This window comes from Amycolatopsis sp. CA-230715 (assembly GCF_018736145.1).
Taxonomy (GTDB): domain Bacteria; phylum Actinomycetota; class Actinomycetes; order Mycobacteriales; family Pseudonocardiaceae; genus Amycolatopsis.
Window position 1 is genome coordinate 430,980 of record NZ_CP059997.1, and the last position, 22,549, is coordinate 453,528.

Here is a 22,549-nt window from a genome sequence, read left to right on the forward strand (position 1 = left end):
CGGATGCCGTCAGGTCCCCGCCCGCCCGCTGAGAACCTGGTGCCGGGGAAGGTGCACCAGGGCCTTTGAGCGGACAGAGGCCTCACGACATCCGCACTCGGACGTCTCCCGCGTACCGCGTCGCCGGATGGGACCCCCGCCCCCCGACGGCGTGGGTACACACCCACCGCGCGCCTAGAACACGCCCGGCAGCACCTCTTCCTGAGCCTTCGCGTAACTGTCTTCGTGCTCGTCCAGGTAGCCCTGCCACGCCTGGGCGTCCCAGATCTCCAGCCTGGTGATCGCGCCGATCACCACGCAGTCCTTGTTGAGCCCGGCGTAGCGCCGGAGCTCGGACGCGATGGCCACGCGCCCCTGGCCGTCCGGACGCTGCTCGTCGGTCCCGGCGAACAGGTAGCGCTGGTAGGCGCGCACCGCCTCGTTGGTGAACGGGGCTTCGGCGACCTTGCGTGCCATCTGCTCGAACTCGGCGCGCGGGAAGACGTAGAGGCAGTGGTCCTGCCCCTTGGTGACCATGAGTCCACCTGCCAGCGCGTCGCGGAACTTCGCGGGCAGCGTCAACCGCCCTTTGTCGTCCAGCTTCGGGGTGTGGGTGCCGAGGAACATCGGCCGCCACCTCCCTACCGGAGCCGGTGGTTTCCCGCCGGAACCGGCCACGGGGCTCCCTTCCGCCCCACTGAGCACCACCGTACCCCACTTTTCACCACAGTCAACGCGGAAGCACGCCGCGATGCGCCGCACTTCACAGCGTTTTTGCAGGTGAGCGACGTGAGGCGAGGTGGGGGCAGGGTGGGGGGCGGCGACCAAGATCCCCCGACACGGGGGCCTCGAACGGGTCGCGAACGCCCGAAAACGCCCGTTCCACCAGCGGGAAAGGCCTTTTCGGACGGTGCGGGGAGGAAAGTGGGGACTCGGGTGGGGAACGGTGGGGAACCGAGGTGGGGCGCGGTGGGGAGGGTGGTCAGGCCTCGTCGAGGAGGTCCGCGATCTTGCCCGCGACCCGCGCGCCGTCGGCGGGCACCACGCTCATCCACGCCTGGCCGCCGCGCCGTTCCTCCACCGAGCCGAGGTACGCGCCGACGTCCGTGACGAACCAGCTGACACCGCCGACACGCTTCGCCGCGTCACGGCCGGTCCGCACGCGCACCGAGAACTGGCCCGCGCCGAGCACCGGGCGCGCCTGGATCGCGAGCACCTCGCTGAGCTGCCGGTCCCGCGCCTCGGACCGGCCGCCACCCCCGGCGAACACCGGGTCGGCGACCCGGCCTTCGAGCACCGAGGCGGGCAGGCTGACCCCGAAGCCGGGACCCGGCTCGAACCCGGGGAGGAGCTCCACGATCGCGGTGGCCAGCTCGGTCGGCCTGATCTCGGACAGCCCGATCGTCCGGCTCGGCTGCGCCGCCAGTGTCGCGCGCCTGCCGTCACCGGACGCGACCGCGCGGAACGGGACCTCGTCCTCGGCGTCGAAGAGCGCTTCGCATTCGACGGACACGGTCCCGCGGGCCAGCACCTCCAGCCGTTCCACGACCCCGCGGTCGAGATCGCGCCCGTCGTACAGCCCGCGTTCGGCGAGGTTGCCGTACACCTCCCGCCGGATCTCGGCCCGCTCGTCGCCGGTGTACCCGACGCTGTGCACGTCGAGCGGCTCGGGTACCGCGCCGAGCCCGAGGTCGTGCCACAGGATGTCGAAGGCCGAAGCCGACACCCTGATCATCCGGCGCTCGGCCCCGACGGCGGGGTGAAGGCCGCGCCGGGCACCGCCGCGTACAGCCCGGTGTCCCGCGTCGTGACGACGTCGACCGCCTTCGCCTTCGCGGCCGCCGCCGCGGCTCTGCGCTCCTCCAGCGCGTCGGACAGCCCGGCGATCGCGAGCAGGTCCCCGCTGCGCATCGCGCCGGAGATCATCGACGCCGGGTCGTAGCCGACGGGATCGGGCATGTCCGCCCTGGCGCGGGCGGCGACCTCTGCCTGCCGCCCGACCGACCCCGCCACCTCCGCCGTCACGCCGCTCGCCTCGTCGGACCACGCCGCCGCGGACCGCAGGCTCGCGCGCAACGCCTCGCCCGCCGTGCCGTGCCAGTGCTCGTCGCTGGCGTTCGCGATCGCGGTCAGCTGATCGCGCGCGTCGCGGAGCCGGTCGCCGAGCCCGGCCCACTGCCCCGCCAGCCCGCCCGCGGCCTCGGGATCGTTGCCCTCGGCCACTTCCGCGACGAGCGCTTCGTGGGAGTAGGCGTCATAACGCCGGTTCGAGGCGGGCATGGCCGGGTTCGACGGCTCGAAATCCATGGCTGGCTCCTGTCCGGTCACGGCAGTTTCGGGGCGATGAGACCGGCGACCGTCTTCGCGCGCTCGCAGGCCAGGTCGGTGTCGCGGAAGGTGGCGTTGCTGACGTCGACGGAGGCGCTGCCGCCCTTGCCCGCGGTCACCAGCACCGCGCAGACGCCGTTCGCGGCGCCGCGGTCGGCGACCTCGTAGGCGGTCCGGTCCCCCGCCTTGGTCTTGCGGCGGGTGCCCTTCTCCGTGCCGTTGGCAGCCAACTCGGTGGGCGCGTGCTCCGCGTCCACCGTGATGGTCACGCCGAACGTGCCGGGCTCGGTCCAGTCGCAGCCCTTCGCCTGCCCGATCGCCTTCGGCTTGCCGAGCACGGACAGCCCCGCGGACGACCGGTCCGCCGAGGACAGCAGGCCGCACGGATCGAGCGACCCGAGACCGGCGGGCGCGTCGGAAGAAGAAGGCGGCGCGGTGGTCTTGACCGGCGCGGCGGGCGGCACCGGTTCCGCGGTCCTTGCCTGCCCGCACCCGGCGAGCAGCGCCAGCGTGGCGAGTGCGATCGAGGCTCGCGCGAGATGCACGGGAATCCGCATGCGCTCAGCCACCGATGCAGTCGACGCCGTCCTTCGCGGCGTCGTCCGCGTCCTGGTAGCGGGTCAGCGCCTTGTCGACGTTCCGCTTCAGCCGTTCGAGCTCGCGGCCGAACGCGGTCAGCGACTCCACCGCCGAACCGGCGCCGCCGACGCCGTAGCGGGCCATGAACTCGCCGATCTCCTTCGCGTACCCGCCGCCGAGCGGCACCGCCCTGCCCAGCGCGCTGGCGTAGCGGACCATTTCGCCCACCACGTCCTGGAGATCGCTCAGCTGCTGATAGGCGGTCCTCGCGAGATCGGGCGCGACGGCGAAGGCACGCGCGTCGGCCTTCCCCAGCTTCAGGCCCGTGCCACCGTCGGTCATCGCCGCGTCGCACCTCTCCGTAACCGAACCGTTCCGGACCGGAGCATACGTCGCGTCCCCCACCTCGCGGAAGGACCCGTCACCGGCTGGAACCCGAACGGAACGATGACGTCGTTACCGGGGTTGACTCACCTAGTTCGCCCGAGTTTGACACACTTCGTGTCAGGCTGAGAGCCGCGCGAGCGGCGGCGAAGACCCAGCCGAACACCATGACCATCGAGAACATGCTCCGGTACCAGGAGGGCGAGTGACGTCCAGAACACAGTCTGCTACGGCCGGCGACCACACCGGCGAGCAGGCGACCGGGCAGGCGCCGTACCACCAGTCCGGCTCGCCCGTCGCAGAACACGGCGCGCACGGTCACTCGGCGAGCCTCGAAGAGCTGCACGACACCGCCCGCAGAATCGCCGCGAACGTGGAACGCGTGCTGGTCGGCAAGCCCGAGGTGGTGCGCACCGCGCTGGTGACGCTGCTCGCCGAGGGGCACCTGCTGGTCGAGGACGTCCCCGGGGTCGGGAAGACCTCGCTGGCGAAGGCGCTCGCCAGGTCGATCGACTGCACGGTGAGCCGCATCCAGTTCACCCCCGACATGCTCCCGAGCGACGTCACCGGCGTGTCCATCTACAACCGGCAGACCGGGTCGTTCGAGTTCCGGCCCGGCCCGGTGTTCGCGAACATCGTGGTGGGCGACGAGATCAACCGCGCGTCGCCGAAGACCCAGTCCGCGCTGCTCGAGTGCATGGAAGAGCACCAGGTCACGGTCGACACGAACACCTACCACCTCGACGAGCCGTTCATGGTGATCGCCACCCAGAACCCGATCGAGATGGAGGGCACCTACGCGCTCCCGGAGGCGCAGCGCGACCGGTTCACCGCGCGCGTCTCGATCGGCTACCCGGACCCGCAGGCCGAGGTGGCCATGGTCGACGAGCACGCCGGGCACAACCCGCTCGACGACCTGCAGCCGGTGTCCGACGCGGACACGGTGCACCGCCTGATCCTCGCGGTGCGCGGCATCCACATGGCGCCGGAGATCCGCAAGTACGCCGTCGACCTGGTCGGCGCGACGCGCGGCGTGCCGGAACTGCGGCTCGGCGCGTCCCCGCGCGCCACGCTGCAGCTCGTGCGCTCCGCCCGCGCGCAGGCCGCGCTGTCCGGTCGCGAGTTCGTGGTGCCGGACGACCTGCACGCGGTGGCGGTACCGGTGCTCGCGCACCGGCTGGTGCTCACCACCGAGGCGCACGCGGCCCGCCGCTCGGCCACCGACGTGGTGCGCGCCGTGCTGCACCGCGTCCCGGTGCCCCAGGGCGCGCAGGCAAACGGGCAGGGCCGCCGGTAACCGCCGATGCTGCGCTCGCTGTCCGGCCTCACCACCCGAGGCCGCTGCCTCCTCGCCGCGGGAGTGGCCGCGGCGGTCTGCGCGGTCGTGCTGAACGAACGCGACCTGTTGCGGGTCGCGGTGTTCGTGATCGCGCTGCCGCTGCTGGTGGCCCTGTTCATCGCGGCTTCGCGGGTCCGGATCGCGGCGGCGCGCAAGATGCTGCCCGACCGGGTCCCGGTCGGCACGCCCGGCGAGGTCGAGCTCGACCTGTGGCGCACCGGCACGCTTCCCGCGGGTGAGGTGCTCCTCGAGGACGGCGTGCCGTACGCGCTCGGGTCGCGGCCGCGGTTCGTCGTCGAGCGGCTCCCGCACAACCGCGCGGTGGGCCTGCGCTACCCGGTGCAGCCGGTGCTGCGCGGTATCCACCAGATCGGCCCGCTGCGCGCGACCATCACCGACCCGTTCGGGCTGTGCGAGTTCGAGCGCGAGCTCATCGGGCACTCCCGGCTGATCGTGACGCCGAGGGTCGTCGGCCTGTGGGGCCTGCCGACCGGGGCGGGCATCGGCGCCGGCGACGACGGCAGCATCCGCCTGCACGCCGGGCAGGGCGACGCCGACGTCATCGTCCGCCAGTACCGCCAGGGCGACGACCTGCGCAAGGTGCACTGGCGGTCGACCGCGCGGCGCGACGAGATCATGGTGCGCGTCGAAGAGCGCCCGTGGCGCGGCGGCACGACGGTCCTGCTCGACCACCGCGCCACCGCGCACCACGGCGCGGGCCCCACCTCGAGCCTGGAATGGGCGGTGTCCTTCGCCGCCAGCGTGTGCGTGCACCTGCGCCGCGCCGGGCACCGGGTCCGCCTGGTGTCCGAACACGGCAAACCGCTCGCCGACGCCCCCGGTGAAGGCGGCGAGCACTACGACAACATCGTGCTCGACGCGCTGGCCGCGCTGCAGCCCGCCCACCAGCGCGATGTCACGGCCGGGCAGGACCCGGCGGGAGGGCAGGAACTGATCGCCATCCTCGGCACGGTGAGCAACGAGGCCGTCGACGAGCTCACCCGGTTCCGCCCGCGCGGGATCCGCAGCCTGGCCGTCATGCTCGACACCCCGGCGTGGTCCGGCGGGGTCAGCGCGCCCGACCACCGGGCCGCGGCGACCGACGAGTCCGCCGCGCTGCTGCGCGCCGCGGGCTGGGGGGTCGTGGTGGCGGGCCCGTCGACGCCGATGCCGCAGGCGTGGGGCGAACTCTGCCGCACCACGACCGGGCAGGGCACGCTGATCGGCGGCGCGCCGTGACGGCCACCGCGCCCCGCCCCACGCAACAGCACACGCCCACACCGCCACCGGCTCCCCGGCTTTCGCTGTGGCGCGGTTCGGTGCTCGCCCCCGCCGCGGCGGGGCTCGCCACGGTGTGCGCGGCGACCTCGCTGACCGGGGTGGTCGCCGGCGCGGCCTGGCTCGGGTACGTGATCGTCGCGGTCATCCTGATCGGCTGCACCGGGCTCGCGCTCCGCTCGATCCGCACCCCGACCCCGGTGGTGGGCCTCGCCCAGATCGCCGTGCTGACCTTCATGGTCATCGGGGTGTTCACCGACCGCGGGATCGCCGCGATCTTTCCGGGCCCGGCGGCGTTCTCCCAGCTCAGCGATGTGCTGACGCGGGCGTTCGAGCAGATCCGCACCGGGCTCCCGCCGGTGGAGGCGAGCCCGCCGATCCTGTGCCTGGTCACCATCGCGATCGGGCTGGTCGCGATCCTCGTGGACACCCTCGCGGTGGCCGCCGCCGCGCCCGCGGCCACCGGGCTGGTGCTCCTGTGCGTCTACGCCGTGCCCGCCGCGCTTTCCGACAGCATGCTGCCGTGGTGGACGTTCCTGCTCGGCGCGGCCGCGTTCGCCGCGCTGCTCGCGGTGGACGGCAACCACCGGCACCGGCGCTGGCGGACCCGCGACGCGCCGGGCACCGGCACCTCTCCCGAATCGGCGTCCACCCCGGTCGCGGTGGTCGCGATCGCGGTCGTGCTCGGCCTGGTGGCCGGGACCGTGGTGACCGCGGTCGGCACGGTCAGCAGGCTGCCCGGCGCCGGGCGCGGCGGGCTCGCCGGCGGTGTCGGCGGCCTCGGCGTCAACCCGTTCACCAGCCTGCGCGGCATGCTCGACCAGGGCAGCAACGTCGAACTGTTCCGCGTGCGCGGGCTCGGAGACGACAAGCGGCTGCTGCGCGCGTTCACGCTCGACACCTACCAGCCGAACAAGGGCTGGGGCCTGCCCGGCACCATGCCCGCCGGGGTGCCCGCGAACCTCCCGCTGCCCGCTGCCCCCGGCGACGACGGCACCAGCCGGTCGCGGGAGATCCAGATCGAGCCGGTCAACTGGACCGATGTCTGGATGCCCGTCTACGGCGCGCCGCGGCGGCTGACCGGGGTCGCCCCGAACTGGTACTACGACCAGGGCAGCGGCGCGGTGTTCACCACGAAGCGCCAGGCGGTCGCCCCCTACACCGAAGTCGCCTCGCTCGCCGAGCCGTCGAAGGACGACCTGCGCGTCGCCGACGTCAAGCCGGACGCGGTCGCGCCGATCTACACCAGGATCGACCCGGTGGACCCGCGCGTGGTCCAGCTGACCCAGCAGATCACCGCGCACGAGTCGAACAACTTCGACAAGGCGTCGGCGATCTGGCGGTACTTCACCGCCCAGAACGGCTTCACCTACGACACGCAGACCGCGCCCGCCGCCGACGCGGACGCACTGACGGACTTCCTGCTGAAGGGAAAGCGCGGGTTCTGCGAACAGTTCGCCTCGGCCATGGGCGTGATGCTGCGGGTGCTCAAGATCCCCTCGCGCGTGGCGATCGGGTTCACCACCGGGGTGCCCAACGGCGACCACCGGACGATCACCTCGCAGGACGCGCACGCGTGGGTCGAGGTGTACTTCGGCGACCGCGGCTGGGTCAGCTTCGACCCGACGCCGCTGTCCGACGGCCGCGGCGTCATCCCGTCGTACCTGCGCCCGGACAACTCGCCCACCGGGCCCAGCGCCTCCTCCGGCGCTGGCCAGCCGAGCAACCCGTCGTCGCGGCAGGCGCCGACCGGTGTCCCCGCGCCGCCGACGGCCGACCCCGGCAACCAGGGCCAGGCCGGGCAGCGGGACGACGAGCCCGGCTGGGTCGGCATCGCGGGGCTGGTCGCGCTGGTGTGCGCGATCGCGGTCACCGCGGCCGCGATCGCATTCGCCAGGCGCGGCAGACGGGGCACGGGCTCGGGCGGGACCGACGGCACGGAGTTCTCCGCCACGTCCGCGCGCGGCTCGCCCAGCGACGGCGTCACGGCATGGCTCCCGTTCGCCGCGGGTGTGCTGTGGCTCGCCGCGATCGGCTTCGCCGCGTGGCTGCTTTCCGGCTGGCTCGCGATCGTGCTGATCGTCGTACTCGTGGTGGCGGGTACGCCCGCCGCGCTCCGCGAGATCGGACGACGGCGGCGTCTGCACGCGATCGCGGCGCACTCGCCCGGCGCCGCCGACGCGGCGTGGCACGAGCTGCTCGACGAATGCGCGGACCGCGGCACGCCGATCCCGCCGAGCGAAACGGCGAGGACGGCGGCGCAGAAGCTCGCCACCGAGCACCATCTCGACGGCGATGGCCGTGACGGGCTGCGCGCCGTCGTCGGGGTGCTGGAACGGCGGTGGTACAGCGGCACGGACACGACCGACGCCACGCTCGGGCCCGCGTTCGAAGACGTCCGGCGGAGCCTGCGGCGCAACGCCCCGGTCTCGTGGAAGGGCAGGCTGCTGCCGAAGTCCTTGCTCAACCGCTTCCGGCGCTGACTCCCCCGCGCGGGCGAACCGAGGCATTGCGTCCGTCCCTGAAGGTGGCCATCACGGCATTCAGCGCCGTGATGGCCACCTTCAGGGCATCGCGAGCGGACACACCAGGAAACGCCGAAGGCCCCGGGCGCTGTGCCCGGGGCCTTCGGCGTGAGTGGACTCGAAAACGCGCTACTGGTCGTCGAAGCGCTGGCGGAAGCGCTCTTCCATCCGTTGCGTGAACGAGCTTCGACGGGACGCCTGTTTGCCGCGGCCTCCGGCCGAGGCTGGCGAACCGCCGCCCCCTTTTTCCTCGCCCTCGGCGGGTTGCCGTAGCGAGGTGAGGGCAAGCAGGGCTCCGAAGAACATGACGAGGAACCCGAGCACGCTCACGAGCGGGATCTCCGCGACCCTGAACGGCAGGATCACGCCCAGCACGAGCAGCGCGACCCCGACCACGAACAGGGCGATGCCCTGGATGCGGCGGCGGCGTGCTGGCCGGCGCAGCCGGCTTCCTCGCACCGTGGATGCGAACTTGGGGTCCTCGGCATAGAGCTCGCGCTCGATCTGGTCGAGCAGCCGCTGCTCATGCTCGGAGAGTGGCATCTTTCCTCCTCCGGCACAGCTGTCGCGGGCGCCGGGCCGCGCAACGTCGTGGACCCAACAACAGCCCCGTCATCGGGGCGTCTGCTACCAGGATACGAGTCCCGCGCGCGGACGACTACCCGATCCCGTATCAAGCACCCATCGAATTCGCGCCGAAGGCCCGCGAAGGCCGCCAAGACGGCCACCAGGGCCGTTCCCAGCGTCTGGGATCACTCTGTGTCACGACGCAGTAGCGAGGCGGGGCGGATCGCGCCCGCCCCGAACCGGGAGCTGACCCCGTCCGCCGCGATCTCGGCTTCGCGCCAGCGTGGGGCACTCGCGGCCACCGCGTCGAAGCTGAGCTGTTCGGGTTCGCCGGTACCCGAAAGACCTTCAACGCGGACCCCGATCAGCCGGATGGGTTCGCCCGCCGTCGATTCGGTGAACAACGCTACGGCGGTCGCGTGAATATCACGCGCGACGTCGGTCACGGACGGCAAGGTGCGCGCCCTGGTGATGGTCCGGAAGTCGGCGAAGCGCACCTTGATCGACACGGTGCGTCCCCGGACGCCGCGGGCGCGCAGCGTCTCGGCGACGCGGAAGGAGAGATCGAGCAGCTCCCGCGCCAGCTGCTCGCGGTCGGTGCGGTCGACGTCGAAGGTGCGCTCGGCGCCGATCGACTTGTCCGGCGTCTCGGGCACCACGCCGCGCTCGTCGCGGCCGTTCGCCAGCGCGTGCAGGTGCTCGCCCAGCGCGGTGCCCAGCATCGAGCGCAACCGCGCCAGTGGCGTCTTCGCGACGTCGGCGATCGTCTCCAGGCCGACGCGGTGCAGGTTCTCCTGGGTGCGCTTCCCGACGCCCCACAGCGCCGAAACGGGCAGCTGGTGCAGGAAGGCGACCGTCTCCGCCGACGGCACCACGACCATGCCGTCCGGTTTCGCCATGCCGGAGGCGAGCTTCGCGACGAACTTCACCCCGGCGGCGCCGACCGAGCAGCTGATCCCGTGCTCCGCCTCGACCCGCGCCCTGATCATCGCGCCGACACCCGCCGGAGTGGTGCCGAGGCGCCGGAGCGCGCCGCTGACGTCCAGGAAGGCCTCGTCCAGGCTCAGCGGCTCCACGAGCGGGGTCAGCTCCTGGAAGATCGCCATCACCCCTCGGGAGACCTCGCCGTAGAGACCGCGTGTCGGCGGGAGGTAGACGGCGTGCGGGCACAGCCTGCGCGCGGCGCCCACCGGCATTGCCGAGCGGACGCCGTACACCCTGGCGGGGTAGTTCGCGGACAGCACGACCGAGCGCGGCCCGGCGCCCGCGACGACGACCGGCCGGTGCACCAGCTCGGGCCGGGTGCGCAGCTCGACGGCGGCGAAGAAGGCGTCCATGTCGACGTGCAGGAGCCCGCATCCCGTGTCGTCGACCGTGCCGGGCCCGGTGACGCGGTAGCGCGCGAGTGTGGCCGGCAGACCGGCGTTGCTTCCCATCAGGTGCGGACAGTAGCCCGCCGCACCGACAACTCCGGGTTACTCCGGCCGGTGGGCGACGGCGTGCAGCCGCGCGGCGATGTCGCGCAGCGGCGAGGCGGTGGCCGCGGCGGTTTCGAAATCGGTGAGTTCGGCGCTCCACGTGTCGCCAGAGACCGAGTCGGCGACGACCCCGTCGCCCTGCAGCGACGCCACTTCGAGCCCCGCTCCCGCGAGCAGCGCCACGAGTCCGTCGGTGTCGAAGCGGCGCAGCAGGGTGTCGCCGTCCTCGTCGAGCACGCCGTCGGGGCCGGTGAGCAGGCGCCTCGCCTCGTCGAGGCGGCCCGCGAGCGCGCGGTGCAGCACCGCCGCGTGCCGGTTCGCGACCAGCACCGAGACCGCGCCGCCGCCCGCGACGACGGCCGCGAGCGAGCCGATCACCGCCGCCGGGTCGTCGACGACCTCGAGCAGCCCGTGCGCGAGCACCAGGTCGGCCGAGCCGCCCGGCACGGACCTGCCGAGCGCGTCGGAATCGTCGGCGACCACCGTGATGCGCTCGGCCACGCCGACCTCGTCGGCCCTGCGGCGCAGCGTGGCCAGCGCGTTCGGGTTCGGTTCGACCACGGTGACGCGGCAGCCGCCGGAGGCGAAGGGCACCGCCCATCCCCCGCTGCCGCCGCCGACGTCGACGACGTGGGGCTCGTTCACGCCGCGCGCACGGGCGCGCGCCAGTTCGGCTTCGAGGACCCGCCGTACGGCCGCCGATCCGCGTGCTGCCGCGGTGTCCGTTCGCATGACACCACAGCGTAGTGGTGGCCACTTCAGGCAGCGGAGGCGTCACCTCCAACCGTAGGCTCCCCCCGTGTCTACCGTGGCGGTGCTCAGTCTCAAGGGCGGCGTCGGCAAGACGAGCGTGGTGCTCGGCCTCGCCTCCGCCGCCGCGCGGAGCGGTGTGCGCACGCTCGTGGTCGATCTCGACCCGCAGTGCAACGCGACCGCCGCGCTCGATCCCGGTCCGACGACGGCCACCCTCGCCGACGTGCTGGCTTCGCCGCGCCGGTCGGTGCTCGCGGCGGCGATCACGGTGAGCGGCTGGGGCGACGGCGTCGACGTGCTGGTGGGCGCGGAGGAGACCGAGTCGCTCAACGACCCCGATCCCGGGACGCGGCGGCTCGGCAGGCTGGCGAACGCCCTCCACGAACGGCACCGGATCGTCGACCACGGTGACGAGCCCTACGGCCTGGTCCTGCTGGACTGCCCGCCTTCGCTGGGCAGGCTGACCCGCTCGGCGCTGGTGGCCGCGGACGCCGCGCTGATGGTCACCGAGCCCGCGCTGTTCGCCGTCTCGGGGGTGCAGCGCGCGGCGGAGGCGGTGGCCGCGGAACGGGCCGAGCACAACGACCGGCTGCGCACGCTCGGGGTCGTGGTGAACCGCGTGAAGCCGCGGTCGAAGGAGCACGACTTCCGCGTCGGCGAGCTGCGCTCGGAGTTCGGGGACCTGGTGCTGGACCCGGTGCTGCCGGATCGGGTCGCGGTGCAGCAGGCGCAGGGCGCGTGCGCGCCGATCCACCGGCTGCGTTCGGCGGGCGCGCGGGACCTCGCCGCGGCGTTCGACACCTTGCTGGGCCACACCGCGAAGTCCAGCCCGTAGGCTGTGTCGAGTGCACACGGTCGCCGTACTCAGCCTCAAGGGTGGCGTCGGGAAAACCACGGTCGCGCTCGGTATCGCTTCGGCAGCGCTGCGTAGGGGAACCCGCACCCTGGTCGCCGATCTCGACCCCCAGGGCAACGCCACCGCGTCGCTCGACCCGCCCTACACCGAGTCCACCCTCGCCGATGTGCTCGAAACCCCGCACCGCGCCGTTCTGCAGCGCGCGATCGCGCCCAGTGTGTGGAGTGACGACGTCGACGTGCTCGTGGGCTCGGAAGAGCTCGAGGAGCTGAACGACCCCGGCACGCAGGGCCGCCGCCTCGACAACCTCTCGCGCGCGCTCGACGAGCTGTACCGGGCGCCGACACGGGGCACGCCGTACGACCTCGTGGTGCTCGACTGCCCGCCGTCGCTGGGCAGGCTGACGCGGTCGGCGCTGGTCGCCGCGGACAGCGCGATCCTCGTGACCGAGCCGACGATGTACGCCGTCGCGGGCGCCGAGCGGGCGCTCGAGGCGATCGAAGGGATCCGGGCCGAGCACAACCCCGATCTCAAGGCGATCGGCGTGCTGGTGAACCGGCTCCGGGTGCGCTCGCACGAGCACCAGTTCCGCATCGCCGAACTGCGGGAGTCGTTCGGGCACCTGGTGATGCCGACCGCGATCCCCGACCGGCTCGCGGTGCAGCAGGCGCAGGGCGCGTGCAGCCCGATCCACGAGTGGGCGTCGCCGGGGGCGCAGGAGATCGCGCTGACGTTCAACATGGTGCTGGCGAAGATCCTGCGGTCCAACCGGGCCGGCCGCCATCGCGTGCACGGGGAGGGCGAGGCCGAGCCGGAAAGCACGGCCGAGTCGACCGGGCCCATCCAGCGCATCCCCGTTCCCGGCGACTGAGCCGATGCCCGAGGGCGACACGGTCTTCCTCACCGGGAAGCGACTCGACAAGGCACTGGCGAGGAAAACGCTGCTGCTGAGCGATTTCCGGCATCCCGCACTGGCCACAGTGGACCTTTCGGGGCACGATGTGCTCGGCGTCGGCACCGTCGGCAAGCACCTGTTCACCCGCTTCTCCGGCGACCTGAGCCTGCACAGCCACCTGAAGATGGACGGCGCGTGGGAGGTGTACCCGAGCGGGCGGCGCTGGCGCAAACCCGCGCACCACGCACGGGTGGTGCTCGGTGTCGACGGGGCGCAGGCGGTCGGGTTCCGGGTGCACGACCTGGAAATCCTGCCGACCGCGCAGGAGCAGCGCCTCGTCGGGCACCTCGGCCCCGATCTCCTCGATCCACAGTGGACGGACGAGCACACGGACCGCGCGGCCGCCGCGCTGGCCGCGGCACCGGATCGCGAGCTGGGCGAGGCACTCCTCGACCAGCGGGTGATGGCGGGCGTCGGCAACGTGTACAAGGTCGAGGTCTCCTTTTCCCTCGGTGTCACCCCGTGGAGCCCGGTGTCCGATGTGGACGCTCGCGCCGCCGTGCTGCTCGCACGGAAGCTCTTGGCGGCCAACGCGTGGCGGTTCGACCGCAGCACCACCGGTGAGCAGGCGCGAGGGCGGCGGCACTGGGTTTACGAGCGCACGAGGCAGGGCTGTTTCCGCTGCGGCGGCCCGGTGCGCGTCGCGTCGCAGGGCGAAGGCGTGCACCAGCGCCCGACCTGGTTCTGCCCCCGCTGTCAGCGCGGCCCCTCCCCGGGATGAGGGACATCCACCGGTTTTCCCGCTACGATGGCGGCGTGACCGCGTACAAGCTCCCGCTGTACGGGCAGGACCGCGAGCGGGGCGATCTGGCTCCCTGAAGCGCCGCGTCTCCGCGTCGTTTCCCTTTATCCACCCGAAATTCTCCGGGAGCCTTGCTGTGCCTGAAAACCTGCACGATTTCGTCGCGTCCCTGCCCAAGGCCGAGTTGCACGTCCACCTGCTCGGCGCGGCCACCGTCGACACGGTGCTCGACCTGGCCCGCCGCCACCCCTCGGCCGGGGTGCCGACCGAACGGGCCGCGTTGGCGGAGTTCTACACCTTCCGCGACTTCGACCACTTCCTCCGGGTGTACTGGGCGGTGCAGTCGATGATCACCGGCCGGAACGACGTCCACACCCTGGTCACCGGGCTCGCGCGGGACCTCGCCGCGCAGAACGTGCGGTACGCGGAAGTCACCGTGACGCCGTACAACCACCTCCTCGACGGCCTTTCCGGCGACGACCTGCTCGACGGCCTCGCCTCCGGGCGGGCGGCGGCCGCCCGGGACCACGGGGTGGACCTGGCGTGGTGCTTCGACATCCCGGGTGAGAAGGGCGTCAAGGCGGGGCGGGAAACGCTCGCGTTCGCGCTCGGCGAACGGCCGGACGGGCTGGTCTCCTTCGGCCTCGGCGGGCCGGAAACCGGTGTCGGGCGGGCGTTGTTCACCCCGATGTTCACCGCGGCGCGCGAAGCGGGCCTGCGCAGCGTGCCGCACGCGGGCGAGACCACCGGGCCGGCCACGATCTGGTCCGCGGTGCACGATCTCGGCGCGGAGCGGATCGGGCACGGCACCAGTGCCGCGGCGGATCCGCGGCTGCTCGAACACCTTGCGGAGCACCGGATCCCGCTCGAGGTGTGCCCGACGTCGAACGTGTGCACGCGCCAGGTCGACTCGATCGAAGCGCATCCCGTGCGCCGCATGCTCGACCACGGCGTCACGGTGACACTGAACACCGACGATCCCGGGATGTTCGACGCCACGCTCAACGGCGAGTACGTCGCCGTCGCCGAAGCGCTCGGGCTCACCCGCGGCGAAATCGCGCAGCTGGCCCGCAACGCGATCACCGCGTCGTTTCTGGCCGGTTCCCGCCGCGACGCGCTGCTCGCGGAGATCGATTCCGTCGCTGTGGCCTCCGGGGCGTGATCGGCAAAATCGGTTGCCGGTTCCCGCGTACGCGCCTAGCGTGGCCAGTACACGAGAAGGGAGGTGGTCCAAAGTTGAAGAACTACAGGACTCGTGAGGTGGCTGTCCGTTAACGGACTCCACGCGTAGGACTTTCCCGCAGGGACTTCTTCCGACCACCTGTCGGCTCGTCTCCTGTGTCGCGTGTCAGCCTGTTGACGAATACCAGGCAGTCACCGGACCCCCGATGCTTCCGAGACCCAGTCCTGCTCGGAACTCGAACGACTGACGGCGTTCGAGAAGAGCATCGGGGGTCTCTTCATGTATCCCGGTTTTCGCGGAAGGTCCCCCGTGCTGAAGATCGACGAACCCCTGCGCACCGAACGGCTCGTCCTGCGCCCCTTCGCCGACGGCGATCTCGATGCCCTGCACGCGATCCACTCGCGCGAGGACGTCACCCGGTACCTCTACCTCGAGCCTCGCGACCGCGTGGAATGCGCGGAGGCGCTGGAGAAGCGCGTCGCGGGCACGTCGATCACCGAGCCGGGTCAGGCGCTCGCGATCGCGGTCGTGCTCGCGGAGACCGGCGAGGTCATCGGCGACCTGTACTTCGAGTGGCTCAGCGAAGAGCACCGCAGGGCGGAAATCGGGTTCGTCTTCCATCCGGACCACTACGGCCGAGGGTATGCGACGGAGGCCGCGCGAGAACTGCTCCGGCTCGGTTTCGACTGCCTCGGTCTCCATCGCGTCATCGGACGCTGTGACGCGCGCAACATCGCGTCCGCGACCGTGCTCGGCAAGCTCGGCCTCCGTGAGGAGGCGCGTCTGCGTGAGAACGAATTCGTCAAGGGCGAGTGGGTCGACGAACTGGTTTTCGCGATCCTCGACCGGGAATGGCGGGCGCGGCAGCCCTGACGCACCGGTGCGACCTGCGCCACCGGTGCGCACGGCCGCCTCGCGGGGCGGCGGGGCGTGGGGCAGCATGGGGCCGTGCTCTTCGAGAAGATCGTCCGCCCCGCCCTGTACCGGCTCGGCAAGAACGACCCGGAAACGGTGCACGAGCGCACCGTTCGCGTGCTCGGCAGGCTCGGTACCGTGCCGCCCGCGCTGGCCGCGCTGCGGCGGTACTACGGCACGGACGATCCGGTCACGGTGTTCGGGTTGCGGTTCCCCAACCGGGTGGGGCTGGCGGCGGGGATGGACAAGGACGGGCGCGCGCTCGCCGCGTGGCCCGCGCTCGGGTTCGGGTTCGTCGAAGTCGGCACGGTGACGAAGTTGGCGCAGCCGGGGAATCCGAAACCGCGCCTGTACCACCTTCCCGACAGCCAGGCCGTGATCAATCGGATGGGGTTCAACAACTCCGGTGCCGACGCGCTCGCGGAACGCCTTGCCACGCAAGGGAAACCGCCGGTGCCGCTCGGGGTCAGCATCGGCAAGTCCAAGGCGGCCTCGCTCGAGGAGGCCGTCGGCGACTACCAGGCGTCGCTGCGCGCGCTGTACCCGCACGCGGACTACTTCGCGGTGAACGTCAGCTCTCCGAACACCGCGGGCCTGCGCGCGCTGCAAGACCGTTCGGCGCTCACCGACCTGCTCGCCGAGCTTCAGCGGACCTCGTCGTCGCTCGCTGCCGATGCCGGGCGCGAGCCGACTCCGCTGCTGGTGAAGGTGGCGCCCGATCTGTCCGACGAAGCGCTCGGCGAACTGCTGGAAGTGTGCGACGAGCACGGTGTGGCCGGGTTGATCGCCACGAACACCACGCTCGCGCGGGATGGTCTCGCCGGGACCGACGCGCATCTGGGCAAGGAGGTCGGTGGCCTGTCCGGGCGTCCGCTGGCGAACCGGGCGCGCGAGGTGGTGCGGTTCGTGCACTCCCGCACCGGGGGGAAGCTCCCGATCATCGGCGTGGGCGGCATCCTCGGCGCGCACGACGCGCGATTGATGCTCGACGCGGGCGCGAGCCTTGTGCAGCTCTACACCGGCTTCGCGCTGAACGGGCCGGGGCTGGTCCGCACCGTCGCCCGCGGCGTCGCCGCCCGCTGACCCGTCCCGTTAGGACAGTCCACTTAGGACACCAAAGAAATCCGCGACCCGAATACCCGTACGGCATCTGATAGTACAAACCCCCACCCGACCCGGGGGCGACCCACGGTCCATTCTACCCGCGTCCGGTGTTACGGCGGGCGCCGAAAGCAGGTTGTGGACAACCCGGCCCGCTGTGGACAGTGGTTTGCCCGCGGCGCGGAAATGTGCTTCGGGAAGCTACGACAATTCGCGCAGCGCGATCGCCAGGCCGGCGAGGTGGTCCGTGGCGTCGGTGAGTGCTTCCTTCGACGCCTGCATCCCGCCCGCGCTCGCTGCGACGGCCTTGCCCGCGGCCGCCACCAGGCTGCCGTACCCGTCGAGGCCGTCGGTGAGCTGTTCGGTGAGGGTGCCGATCGCCGAGTCCAGCGCACCGTGCTCGCCGGGCGGTGACGCGTCGCGCGCCCGCTCCACGGCCTGCAACCGGCCGGCCAGCCCGCGCAGGGCGTTCGCGGCTTCCTTCGCGGTCGCGCGGGCGTCTTCGACCGACACGAGCGGAACCGAGGTGGTTTCCGCCGCGGCCGGCGTCTCCAGCTGCCGGAGCAGCTCCGCCAGCGACGCCTCGCTCTCGGCCAGCCGTTCCATCGGCGCGCGAGCGGCCGAGGACTGCGGCGGCAACGGCGGCGGGCCCTTCTGCGTGATCTCCGGGATCCGGACCTTGCGCAGCTGCGCGATGCGGATCCCGGAGCGCACGATCAGCGCGCCGGACACCACCGCCACCGCGATTCCCCCGAACGCCGCCTCCAGCCCGCCGGCGTTGCCCAGCATTCCCGCCGCGGCGCCGAACGCCCACAGCGCCGCCAGGATCGTCAGCACGATCCAGAGCGTCAGCGCGCGCGATGCCCGCCGCTTCTGCCGGGCGAGCTTCGCCGCGGGATCCTTCCACTGCGCCCACTTCGACCGCGCCTCTTCCACCGCGGGCGGCAGGTTCACCCGCATCGAGGACATCGACGGCATGGACGGCATCGGGGGCATCGCCGGACGGGACCGCGCCTGCCGGGGCGGGCGCGGCTGATCCGTTCCTGACGACCGCGACGCGCTCCGGCCGCCTTCCTGCCCTTCGGGCGGGAAGTACCGCTGGAGCTTTTCCTGCGCGCGCTGGGCGTAGTCGGGCAAGCGTTCGATGTGCTTTTCGAGCTTCGCGTTGAACTCGCTGAAATCCCGCTTACCCGACCCCATCGGCTCAGGCCTGGTTCTTCTGCTGTTCGGCCTGGACCCGCGCCTGGATCTCCTGCTGGATGTTCGCGCTCGGCTTCGCCGCGGACTCGGCCGCCTTACCAGCCGAACCGTCGGTGACCTGCGCGACCGAGTCACCGCGCATCGACGCGCGGATCTGCTCCAGCCGGGAGTGGCCCGCCATCTGCGTCGTCGACTGCTGGACCTCGAGCATCCGGCCCTGCACCGAGTTCTGCGCCAGCTCCGCCGAGCCCAGCGCCGTGGTGTAGCGCTTCTCGATCTTCTCGCGGACCTCGTCGAGCGACGGGGTGTTGCCCGGCGCGGCGAGCTCGGTCATCGAGTTCAGCGAAGCCGAGACCTTTTCCTGCATCTTGGCCTGCTCCAGCTGCGAGAGCAGCTTGGTGCGCTCGGCCAGCTTCTGCTGCAGCATCGCCGAGTTGCGCTCGACGGCCTTCTTCGCCTGCTCGGCGGCCTGCAGCGACTGGTCGTGCAGGGTCTTCAGGTCCTCGATGCTCTGCTCGGCGGTGACGAGCTGCGCGGCGAAGCTCTCGGCCGCGGTCTCGAACTCGGTCGCCTTCTGCTCGTCGCCCTTCGAGCGCGCCTCGTCGGCGAGGACGAGCGCCTGGCGGGTGGAAGCCTGCAGCTTCTCGACCTCGCCCAGCTGCCGGTTCAGCTTCATCTCCAGCTGCCGCTGGTTGCCGATCACCGATGCGGCCTGCTGGGAGAGCGCCTGGTGGTTGCGCTGCGCCTCCTCGATGGCCTGCTGGATCTGCACCTTGGGGTCCGCGTTCTCATCGATCTTCGCCGAGAACGCCGCCATGAGGTACTTCCAGAACTTCACGAACGGGTTGGCCATCTCCTCCGCCTGCCTTCTTGCGTCCCACTTGGTTTGTCGACCCGTGTGTGGGGCGTCACTCGTCCACTCGGCCGACGCGGCACCGACCCTCGGTGGCGTCCGGTCCAGTCAACTTGGCAACGTCCCTACCCCGGCGTTGAGTTCCATCGTGTCAGGTTGACGTCCGCCGTTCCAGGCGACCCCACGTATTTCAGGGATCGCCCGGATCCGATTCGTCCCCCAACGTGAAAGACCCCGAGCCCGCGGCTCAGGGTCTTCACGGTCAGCTCACACGAGCCCTAAGCGGCGATCGTCGCCGCCATCTTCGGCCCGGAGATCGTGGTCCGCAGCGCCGTACCCACCATGTTGGTGGAAACCCGCAGGTCGGAGAGGTCGTTGCCGATGACCTCCGGTACCAGGCTGCCGCCTTCGAACTCCCCTGCCGACGCATCGGCGCCCTTGCGCTCGCGCGCCGCGGCCTCGCCGCGCTCCGCGTGCTCGGCGGTCTCGGGCAGCGGCGCCACCTCGACCTCGCTGAGCGCGGACACATCGGCCGCCACGTGGTGCAGCAGCTCGCCGAGCGGGAGCTCCAGCGCGTCGCAGATCGACGCCAGCAGCTCGCTGGACGCCTCCTTCTGGCCCCGCTCCACCTCGGACAGGTAACCCAGGCTCACCCTGGCGGCGCGGGAGATGTCGCGCAGCGTGCGACGCTGGTTGGTGCGGGCATGACGGAGCCGATCACCGATCGCCTCACGCAACAGCACGGTCATCACGCGCCTCCCTTCCCAGAACTAGTACCCACCACGTTACCCAGTCCGGCCCGCCGAACGCAGAAGTTGACACGGACGTACGCCAAGGGCGAACGCGCCGATCACCTCAGATGTTCCCGGAGCAGCTCCAGCGCCGCCCGCACCGAAGCGGCCCTGACCTGCGCCCTGTCCCCTTCGAACCAGTGCGTCCGCACCGTCCTGACCTCGGGGCCCGCGAGTCCGATGTGCACCGTTCCCGGACCGATGCCGTCCTGCTCCGCGGGACCGGCGACGCCGGTGAGCCCGATCCCCCAGTCCGCGCCGCACCGCCCCCGACCGCCCTCGGCCAGCTGCGCGGCCACCTCGGGGTGCACCGCGCCGTGCCGCGCCAGCAGATCGGGGTCGACGTCGGCCAGCGCGGCCTTCAGATCGGTCGCGTAGACCACAAGGCCGCCGCGCACGACCGCGCTGGCGCCCGACACCTCGGTGAGCGTCGCGCACACCAGGCCCGCGGTGAGTGATTCGGCCGTCGCGACCGTCTGCCGCCGCGACACCAGCTCGGCGAGCACGCCCTTCGCCAGCGGTTTCAGCTCGGCGGCCAGGGAATCGTGGCGCTCAGCCACCGGAGACCGCCCGCTCCCCCGCCGCGCGCAGCCGGACCGCGCGCACCACGTAGTCGACGCCGGTGACGACGGTGAGCAGCAGCGCGGCACCCATCAGCACCCAGCGCACCACGTCCAGCGACGCGGGCAGCGGCAGCAGGTAGGCCACGATCGCGGCGATCTGGGTCATCGTCTTCGCCTTGCCGCCCCGGCTCGCCGGGATGACCCCGTGGCGGATCACCCAGAACCGCAGCAGCGTCACCCCGATCTCGCGCACCGCGATCACCGCGGTCACCCACCAGCCCAGCTCGCCCAGCACCGACAGGCCGATCAGCGCGGCCCCGATCAGCGCCTTGTCCGCGATCGGGTCGGCGATCTTGCCGAAATCGGTGATCAGCCCGTACTTGCGCGCGACCCAGCCGTCCACCTGGTCGGTCAGCGACGCCAGCGCGAACAGCGCGGTCGCGATCGCCCGCCACGACGTGTCGGTGCCGTCGCCGGCGAACAGCGCGCCGACGAACAGCGGCACCAGCGCCAGCCGGGACATGGTCAGGAAGTTCGCGAGGTTGAGCGTCGGCACGGGCGTCGGCGGCGGCGTGTGCGCCTCACGGCCCGCCCCCTCACCCGCCTCCGCCGGCCCCGGTGCGGCGGCACTCACCGTCCGGCGTCCTCACCCGGCGCGACCGGGCGCACGATCAGGTCCACCCCGGCCGAGTCCACCACCTCGCACCGCACCAGCTGCCCCTTGCCGACCTCGGCCGCGTCGAGCAGCACGCATTCGCCGTCGACCTCGGGCGCCTGGTGCGCGGCACGGCCAGCCGGGTCGTCCCCGGTCTCCGCCGCGGTCCGCTCCACGAGCACGTCGACGATCTCGCCGATCCGCTCCTCGGCGCGCTGCGAGGTCAGTTCCTCGACCAGGGCCGAGATCCGCGCGACGCGGGCGGCCACGACGTCCTCGGGCACCTTGTCGTCGAAGGTTTCGGCCTCGGTGCCGTCCTCGTCGGAGTAGCCGAACACGCCGACGGCGTCGAGCCGCGCCTCGGTGAGGAAGCGCGCCAGCTCGTCGACATCGGACTCCGTCTCGCCGGGGAAGCCCACGATGACGTTCGTCCGGATCCCCGCCTCCGGCGTGTACCCGCGGATCTGCTCGATCAGCGCGAGGAAGGACTCGGTGGAGCCGAAGCGGCGCATCCGCCGCAGCACGCGCTCGCTCGAGTGCTGGAACGACAGGTCGAAGTAGGCCGCCGCGCCAGGCGTGGTCGCGATGACCTTCACCAGCCCCGGCCTGGTCTCGGCCGGCTGCAGGTAGGAGACGCGGACGCGCTCGATCCCCTCGACCTCGGCGAGCATCGGCACCAGCAGCTCGAGCGCCCGCGTGCCGCCGTGCTCGCGCCCGAAGTCCTTGCCGTAGGACGTCGAGTTCTCGCTGACCAGGAACAGTTCCTTGACTCCGTGCTCGGCGAGCCACCGCGCCTCGGCGACGATCTCGGCGGGCTGCCGCGACACGAACGAGCCGCGGAACGACGGGATCGCGCAGAACGCGCACCGCCGGTCGCAGCCGGAGGCGATCTTCAACGCGGCCACGGGCGCGTCGTCGAGCCTGGTGCGCAGCACCCGCGGGCCCCAGCCCTGCTGGGCGTGCCCTGGCACGGTGACCTCGTCGGCCGCGGCGGGGCGCTGGACGGGGCTGATCGGCAGCAGGGTGCGGCGGTCGGCCGGCACGTGCGAGGCGATCCGGTGCCCCGAGACGATGTCGCCGAGCCGCTCGGCCAGCTCCGGGTAGTGGTCGAAGCCCAGCACGGCGTCCGCTTCGGGCAGGCTCTCGGCCAGCTCGGCGCCGTAGCGCTCGGCCATGCAGCCCACCGCGACGACCTTCGCGCCGGTGTCGGCCGCGGCCAGCAGCGTGTCCACGGAGTCCTTCTTCGCCGACTCGACGAACCCGCACGTGTTGACCACGATCACGTCCGAGGACTCCGGCTCCTCGGCCAGCTCCCAGCCGCCAGCGGCCAGCCGTCCCGCCAGCTCCTCCGAGTCGACCTCGTTGCGGGCGCAGCCCAGCGTCAGCAAGGAGACCCGGCGGCCGTCGGCGCCGCTCGCGGAGTCGAGTTCGGGATCAGTGGTGGGAGAAGGCACGCCGTTCAGGGTAGCTGTCGGGTACGCCGCGCCCCGCCCCGTGCCCCCACGGAGGCGGCCAGGCTAACGTC

The 22,549-nt window shown here is 72.1% G+C and carries 23 protein-coding genes; 9 read left to right on the plus strand and 14 right to left on the minus strand.

Going from position 1 to position 22,549, the window contains the following annotated elements:
- Positions 1-174: 174 nt before the first annotated feature.
- From mraZ to HUW46_RS02045, 5 genes are all read right to left on the minus strand, one after another.
- Entirely contained in the window at positions 175-606 is a 432-nt protein-coding gene (gene mraZ / locus HUW46_RS02025; RefSeq protein ID WP_215545632.1) for a division/cell wall cluster transcriptional repressor MraZ, read from the minus strand.
- 355 nt (positions 607-961) lie between these two features.
- Entirely contained in the window at positions 962-1,714 is a 753-nt protein-coding gene (locus HUW46_RS02030; RefSeq protein ID WP_215545633.1) for an ESX secretion-associated protein EspG, read from the minus strand.
- Complete coding sequence (locus HUW46_RS02035; protein WP_254125721.1) at positions 1,711-2,286, minus strand: PE-PGRS family protein; 576 nt, start codon at positions 2,284-2,286, stop codon at positions 1,711-1,713. The genes HUW46_RS02030 and HUW46_RS02035 overlap by 4 nt, the downstream gene beginning before the upstream one ends.
- A 17-nt stretch (positions 2,287-2,303) precedes the next feature.
- Entirely contained in the window at positions 2,304-2,876 is a 573-nt protein-coding gene (locus tag HUW46_RS02040; protein ID WP_254125722.1) for a DUF3558 family protein, read from the minus strand.
- Positions 2,869-3,228, minus strand: a complete 360-nt coding sequence (locus tag HUW46_RS02045) for a hypothetical protein (protein ID WP_215545634.1) — start codon at positions 3,226-3,228, stop codon at positions 2,869-2,871. Before HUW46_RS02045 ends, HUW46_RS02040 begins: the two co-directional genes overlap by 8 nt.
- Positions 3,229-3,475: 247 nt before the next feature.
- On the opposite strand from HUW46_RS02045, the gene HUW46_RS02050 reads away from it, so the two are divergent.
- Genes HUW46_RS02050 through HUW46_RS02060 form a run of 3 tightly spaced genes read left to right on the plus strand, consistent with a single transcriptional unit; the run spans position 3,476 to position 8,370 of the window.
- Positions 3,476-4,567: an AAA family ATPase gene (locus tag HUW46_RS02050; protein ID WP_215545635.1), complete on the plus strand. Its 1,092-nt coding sequence runs from the start codon at positions 3,476-3,478 to the stop codon at positions 4,565-4,567.
- 6 nt (positions 4,568-4,573) lie between these two features.
- Positions 4,574-5,848, plus strand: coding sequence for a DUF58 domain-containing protein (locus HUW46_RS02055; protein WP_215545636.1), 1,275 nt, complete (start codon positions 4,574-4,576; stop codon positions 5,846-5,848).
- A complete protein-coding gene (locus HUW46_RS02060) occupies positions 5,788-8,370 on the plus strand; it encodes a transglutaminase TgpA family protein (RefSeq protein WP_442860908.1) in 2,583 nt (860 codons plus the stop codon). Before HUW46_RS02055 ends, HUW46_RS02060 begins: the two co-directional genes overlap by 61 nt.
- A gap of 171 nt (positions 8,371-8,541) precedes the next feature.
- On the opposite strand, the gene HUW46_RS02065 is transcribed toward HUW46_RS02060, so the two are convergent.
- The 3 genes from HUW46_RS02065 to HUW46_RS02075 all read right to left on the minus strand — a co-directional run bounded on the left by HUW46_RS02065 (position 8,542) and on the right by HUW46_RS02075 (position 11,189).
- A complete protein-coding gene (locus tag HUW46_RS02065) occupies positions 8,542-8,955 on the minus strand; it encodes a DUF3040 domain-containing protein (protein ID WP_215545637.1) in 414 nt (137 codons plus the stop codon).
- Between the two features lie 209 nt (positions 8,956-9,164).
- On the minus strand, positions 9,165-10,415 hold the full coding sequence (gene dinB / locus HUW46_RS02070; protein ID WP_215545638.1) for a DNA polymerase IV: 1,251 nt from the start codon (positions 10,413-10,415) through the stop codon (positions 9,165-9,167).
- 39 nt (positions 10,416-10,454) lie between these two features.
- Positions 10,455-11,189, minus strand: coding sequence for a methyltransferase domain-containing protein (locus HUW46_RS02075; protein WP_215545639.1), 735 nt, complete (start codon positions 11,187-11,189; stop codon positions 10,455-10,457).
- Between the two features lie 67 nt (positions 11,190-11,256).
- Between HUW46_RS02075 and HUW46_RS02080 the strand changes: the two genes are divergently transcribed.
- From HUW46_RS02080 to HUW46_RS02105, 6 genes are all read left to right on the plus strand, one after another.
- Positions 11,257-12,045 carry a ParA family protein gene (locus HUW46_RS02080; RefSeq protein WP_215545640.1) on the plus strand — a complete coding sequence of 263 codons (789 nt, stop codon included), beginning with the start codon at positions 11,257-11,259 and terminating at the stop codon, positions 12,043-12,045.
- A 10-nt stretch (positions 12,046-12,055) separates the two neighbouring features.
- On the plus strand, positions 12,056-12,937 hold the full coding sequence (locus HUW46_RS02085; RefSeq protein ID WP_215545641.1) for a ParA family protein: 882 nt from the start codon (positions 12,056-12,058) through the stop codon (positions 12,935-12,937).
- Between the two features lie 4 nt (positions 12,938-12,941).
- Positions 12,942-13,742, plus strand: a complete 801-nt coding sequence (locus HUW46_RS02090; RefSeq protein WP_215545642.1) for a DNA-formamidopyrimidine glycosylase family protein — start codon at positions 12,942-12,944, stop codon at positions 13,740-13,742.
- A 157-nt stretch (positions 13,743-13,899) separates the two neighbouring features.
- Positions 13,900-14,925: an adenosine deaminase gene (gene add / locus HUW46_RS02095; protein WP_254125724.1), complete on the plus strand. Its 1,026-nt coding sequence runs from the start codon at positions 13,900-13,902 to the stop codon at positions 14,923-14,925.
- Between the two features lie 330 nt (positions 14,926-15,255).
- On the plus strand, positions 15,256-15,819 hold the full coding sequence (locus HUW46_RS02100; RefSeq protein WP_215545643.1) for a GNAT family N-acetyltransferase: 564 nt from the start codon (positions 15,256-15,258) through the stop codon (positions 15,817-15,819).
- Between the two features lie 75 nt (positions 15,820-15,894).
- Positions 15,895-16,944, plus strand: a complete 1,050-nt coding sequence (locus HUW46_RS02105; RefSeq protein ID WP_215545644.1) for a quinone-dependent dihydroorotate dehydrogenase — start codon at positions 15,895-15,897, stop codon at positions 16,942-16,944.
- A 219-nt stretch (positions 16,945-17,163) separates the two neighbouring features.
- Here HUW46_RS02105 and pspM read toward each other — a convergent pair whose 3' ends face one another.
- The 6 genes from pspM to rimO form a co-directional block, all read right to left on the minus strand.
- Complete coding sequence (gene pspM / locus HUW46_RS02110) at positions 17,164-18,162, minus strand: phage shock envelope stress response protein PspM (RefSeq protein WP_215545645.1); 999 nt, start codon at positions 18,160-18,162, stop codon at positions 17,164-17,166.
- A 4-nt stretch (positions 18,163-18,166) separates the two neighbouring features.
- Positions 18,167-19,015, minus strand: a complete 849-nt coding sequence (locus HUW46_RS02115) for a PspA/IM30 family protein (protein WP_215545646.1) — start codon at positions 19,013-19,015, stop codon at positions 18,167-18,169.
- A 278-nt stretch (positions 19,016-19,293) separates the two neighbouring features.
- Positions 19,294-19,764: a helix-turn-helix domain-containing protein gene (locus HUW46_RS02120; protein WP_215545647.1), complete on the minus strand. Its 471-nt coding sequence runs from the start codon at positions 19,762-19,764 to the stop codon at positions 19,294-19,296.
- 101 nt (positions 19,765-19,865) lie between these two features.
- Positions 19,866-20,324, minus strand: a complete 459-nt coding sequence (locus tag HUW46_RS02125; RefSeq protein ID WP_442860962.1) for a CinA family protein — start codon at positions 20,322-20,324, stop codon at positions 19,866-19,868.
- A 34-nt stretch (positions 20,325-20,358) separates the two neighbouring features.
- Positions 20,359-21,003 carry a CDP-diacylglycerol--glycerol-3-phosphate 3-phosphatidyltransferase gene (gene pgsA / locus HUW46_RS02130; protein WP_215545648.1) on the minus strand — a complete coding sequence of 215 codons (645 nt, stop codon included), beginning with the start codon at positions 21,001-21,003 and terminating at the stop codon, positions 20,359-20,361.
- Positions 21,000-22,478 (minus strand): 30S ribosomal protein S12 methylthiotransferase RimO, encoded by a 1,479-nt coding sequence (gene rimO, locus HUW46_RS02135; RefSeq protein ID WP_215545649.1) that lies wholly within the window; start codon positions 22,476-22,478, stop codon positions 21,000-21,002. Before rimO ends, pgsA begins: the two co-directional genes overlap by 4 nt.
- Positions 22,479-22,549 lie beyond the last annotated feature (71 nt).

What these genes read in the sequence shown, in the direction of transcription:
- HUW46_RS02115 (WP_215545646.1), bottom strand. Translation starts at nt 19,015, where the DNA reads ATGGCCAACCCGTTCGTGAAGTTCTGGAAGTACCTCATGGCGGCGTTC.
- HUW46_RS02065 (WP_215545637.1), bottom strand. Translation starts at nt 8,955, where the DNA reads ATGCCACTCTCCGAGCATGAGCAGCGGCTGCTCGACCAGATCGAGCGC.
- dinB (WP_215545638.1), bottom strand. Translation starts at nt 10,415, where the DNA reads ATGGGAAGCAACGCCGGTCTGCCGGCCACACTCGCGCGCTACCGCGTC.
- HUW46_RS02120 (WP_215545647.1), bottom strand. Translation starts at nt 19,764, where the DNA reads ATGACCGTGCTGTTGCGTGAGGCGATCGGTGATCGGCTCCGTCATGCC.
- HUW46_RS02030 (WP_215545633.1), bottom strand. Translation starts at nt 1,714, where the DNA reads ATGATCAGGGTGTCGGCTTCGGCCTTCGACATCCTGTGGCACGACCTC.
- pspM (WP_215545645.1), bottom strand. Translation starts at nt 18,162, where the DNA reads ATGGGGTCGGGTAAGCGGGATTTCAGCGAGTTCAACGCGAAGCTCGAA.
- HUW46_RS02055 (WP_215545636.1), top strand. Translation starts at nt 4,574, where the DNA reads ATGCTGCGCTCGCTGTCCGGCCTCACCACCCGAGGCCGCTGCCTCCTC.
- HUW46_RS02035 (WP_254125721.1), bottom strand. Translation starts at nt 2,286, where the DNA reads ATGGATTTCGAGCCGTCGAACCCGGCCATGCCCGCCTCGAACCGGCGT.
- HUW46_RS02045 (WP_215545634.1), bottom strand. Translation starts at nt 3,228, where the DNA reads ATGACCGACGGTGGCACGGGCCTGAAGCTGGGGAAGGCCGACGCGCGT.
- HUW46_RS02090 (WP_215545642.1), top strand. Translation starts at nt 12,942, where the DNA reads ATGCCCGAGGGCGACACGGTCTTCCTCACCGGGAAGCGACTCGACAAG.
- HUW46_RS02075 (WP_215545639.1), bottom strand. Translation starts at nt 11,189, where the DNA reads ATGCGAACGGACACCGCGGCAGCACGCGGATCGGCGGCCGTACGGCGG.
- mraZ (WP_215545632.1), bottom strand. Translation starts at nt 606, where the DNA reads ATGTTCCTCGGCACCCACACCCCGAAGCTGGACGACAAAGGGCGGTTG.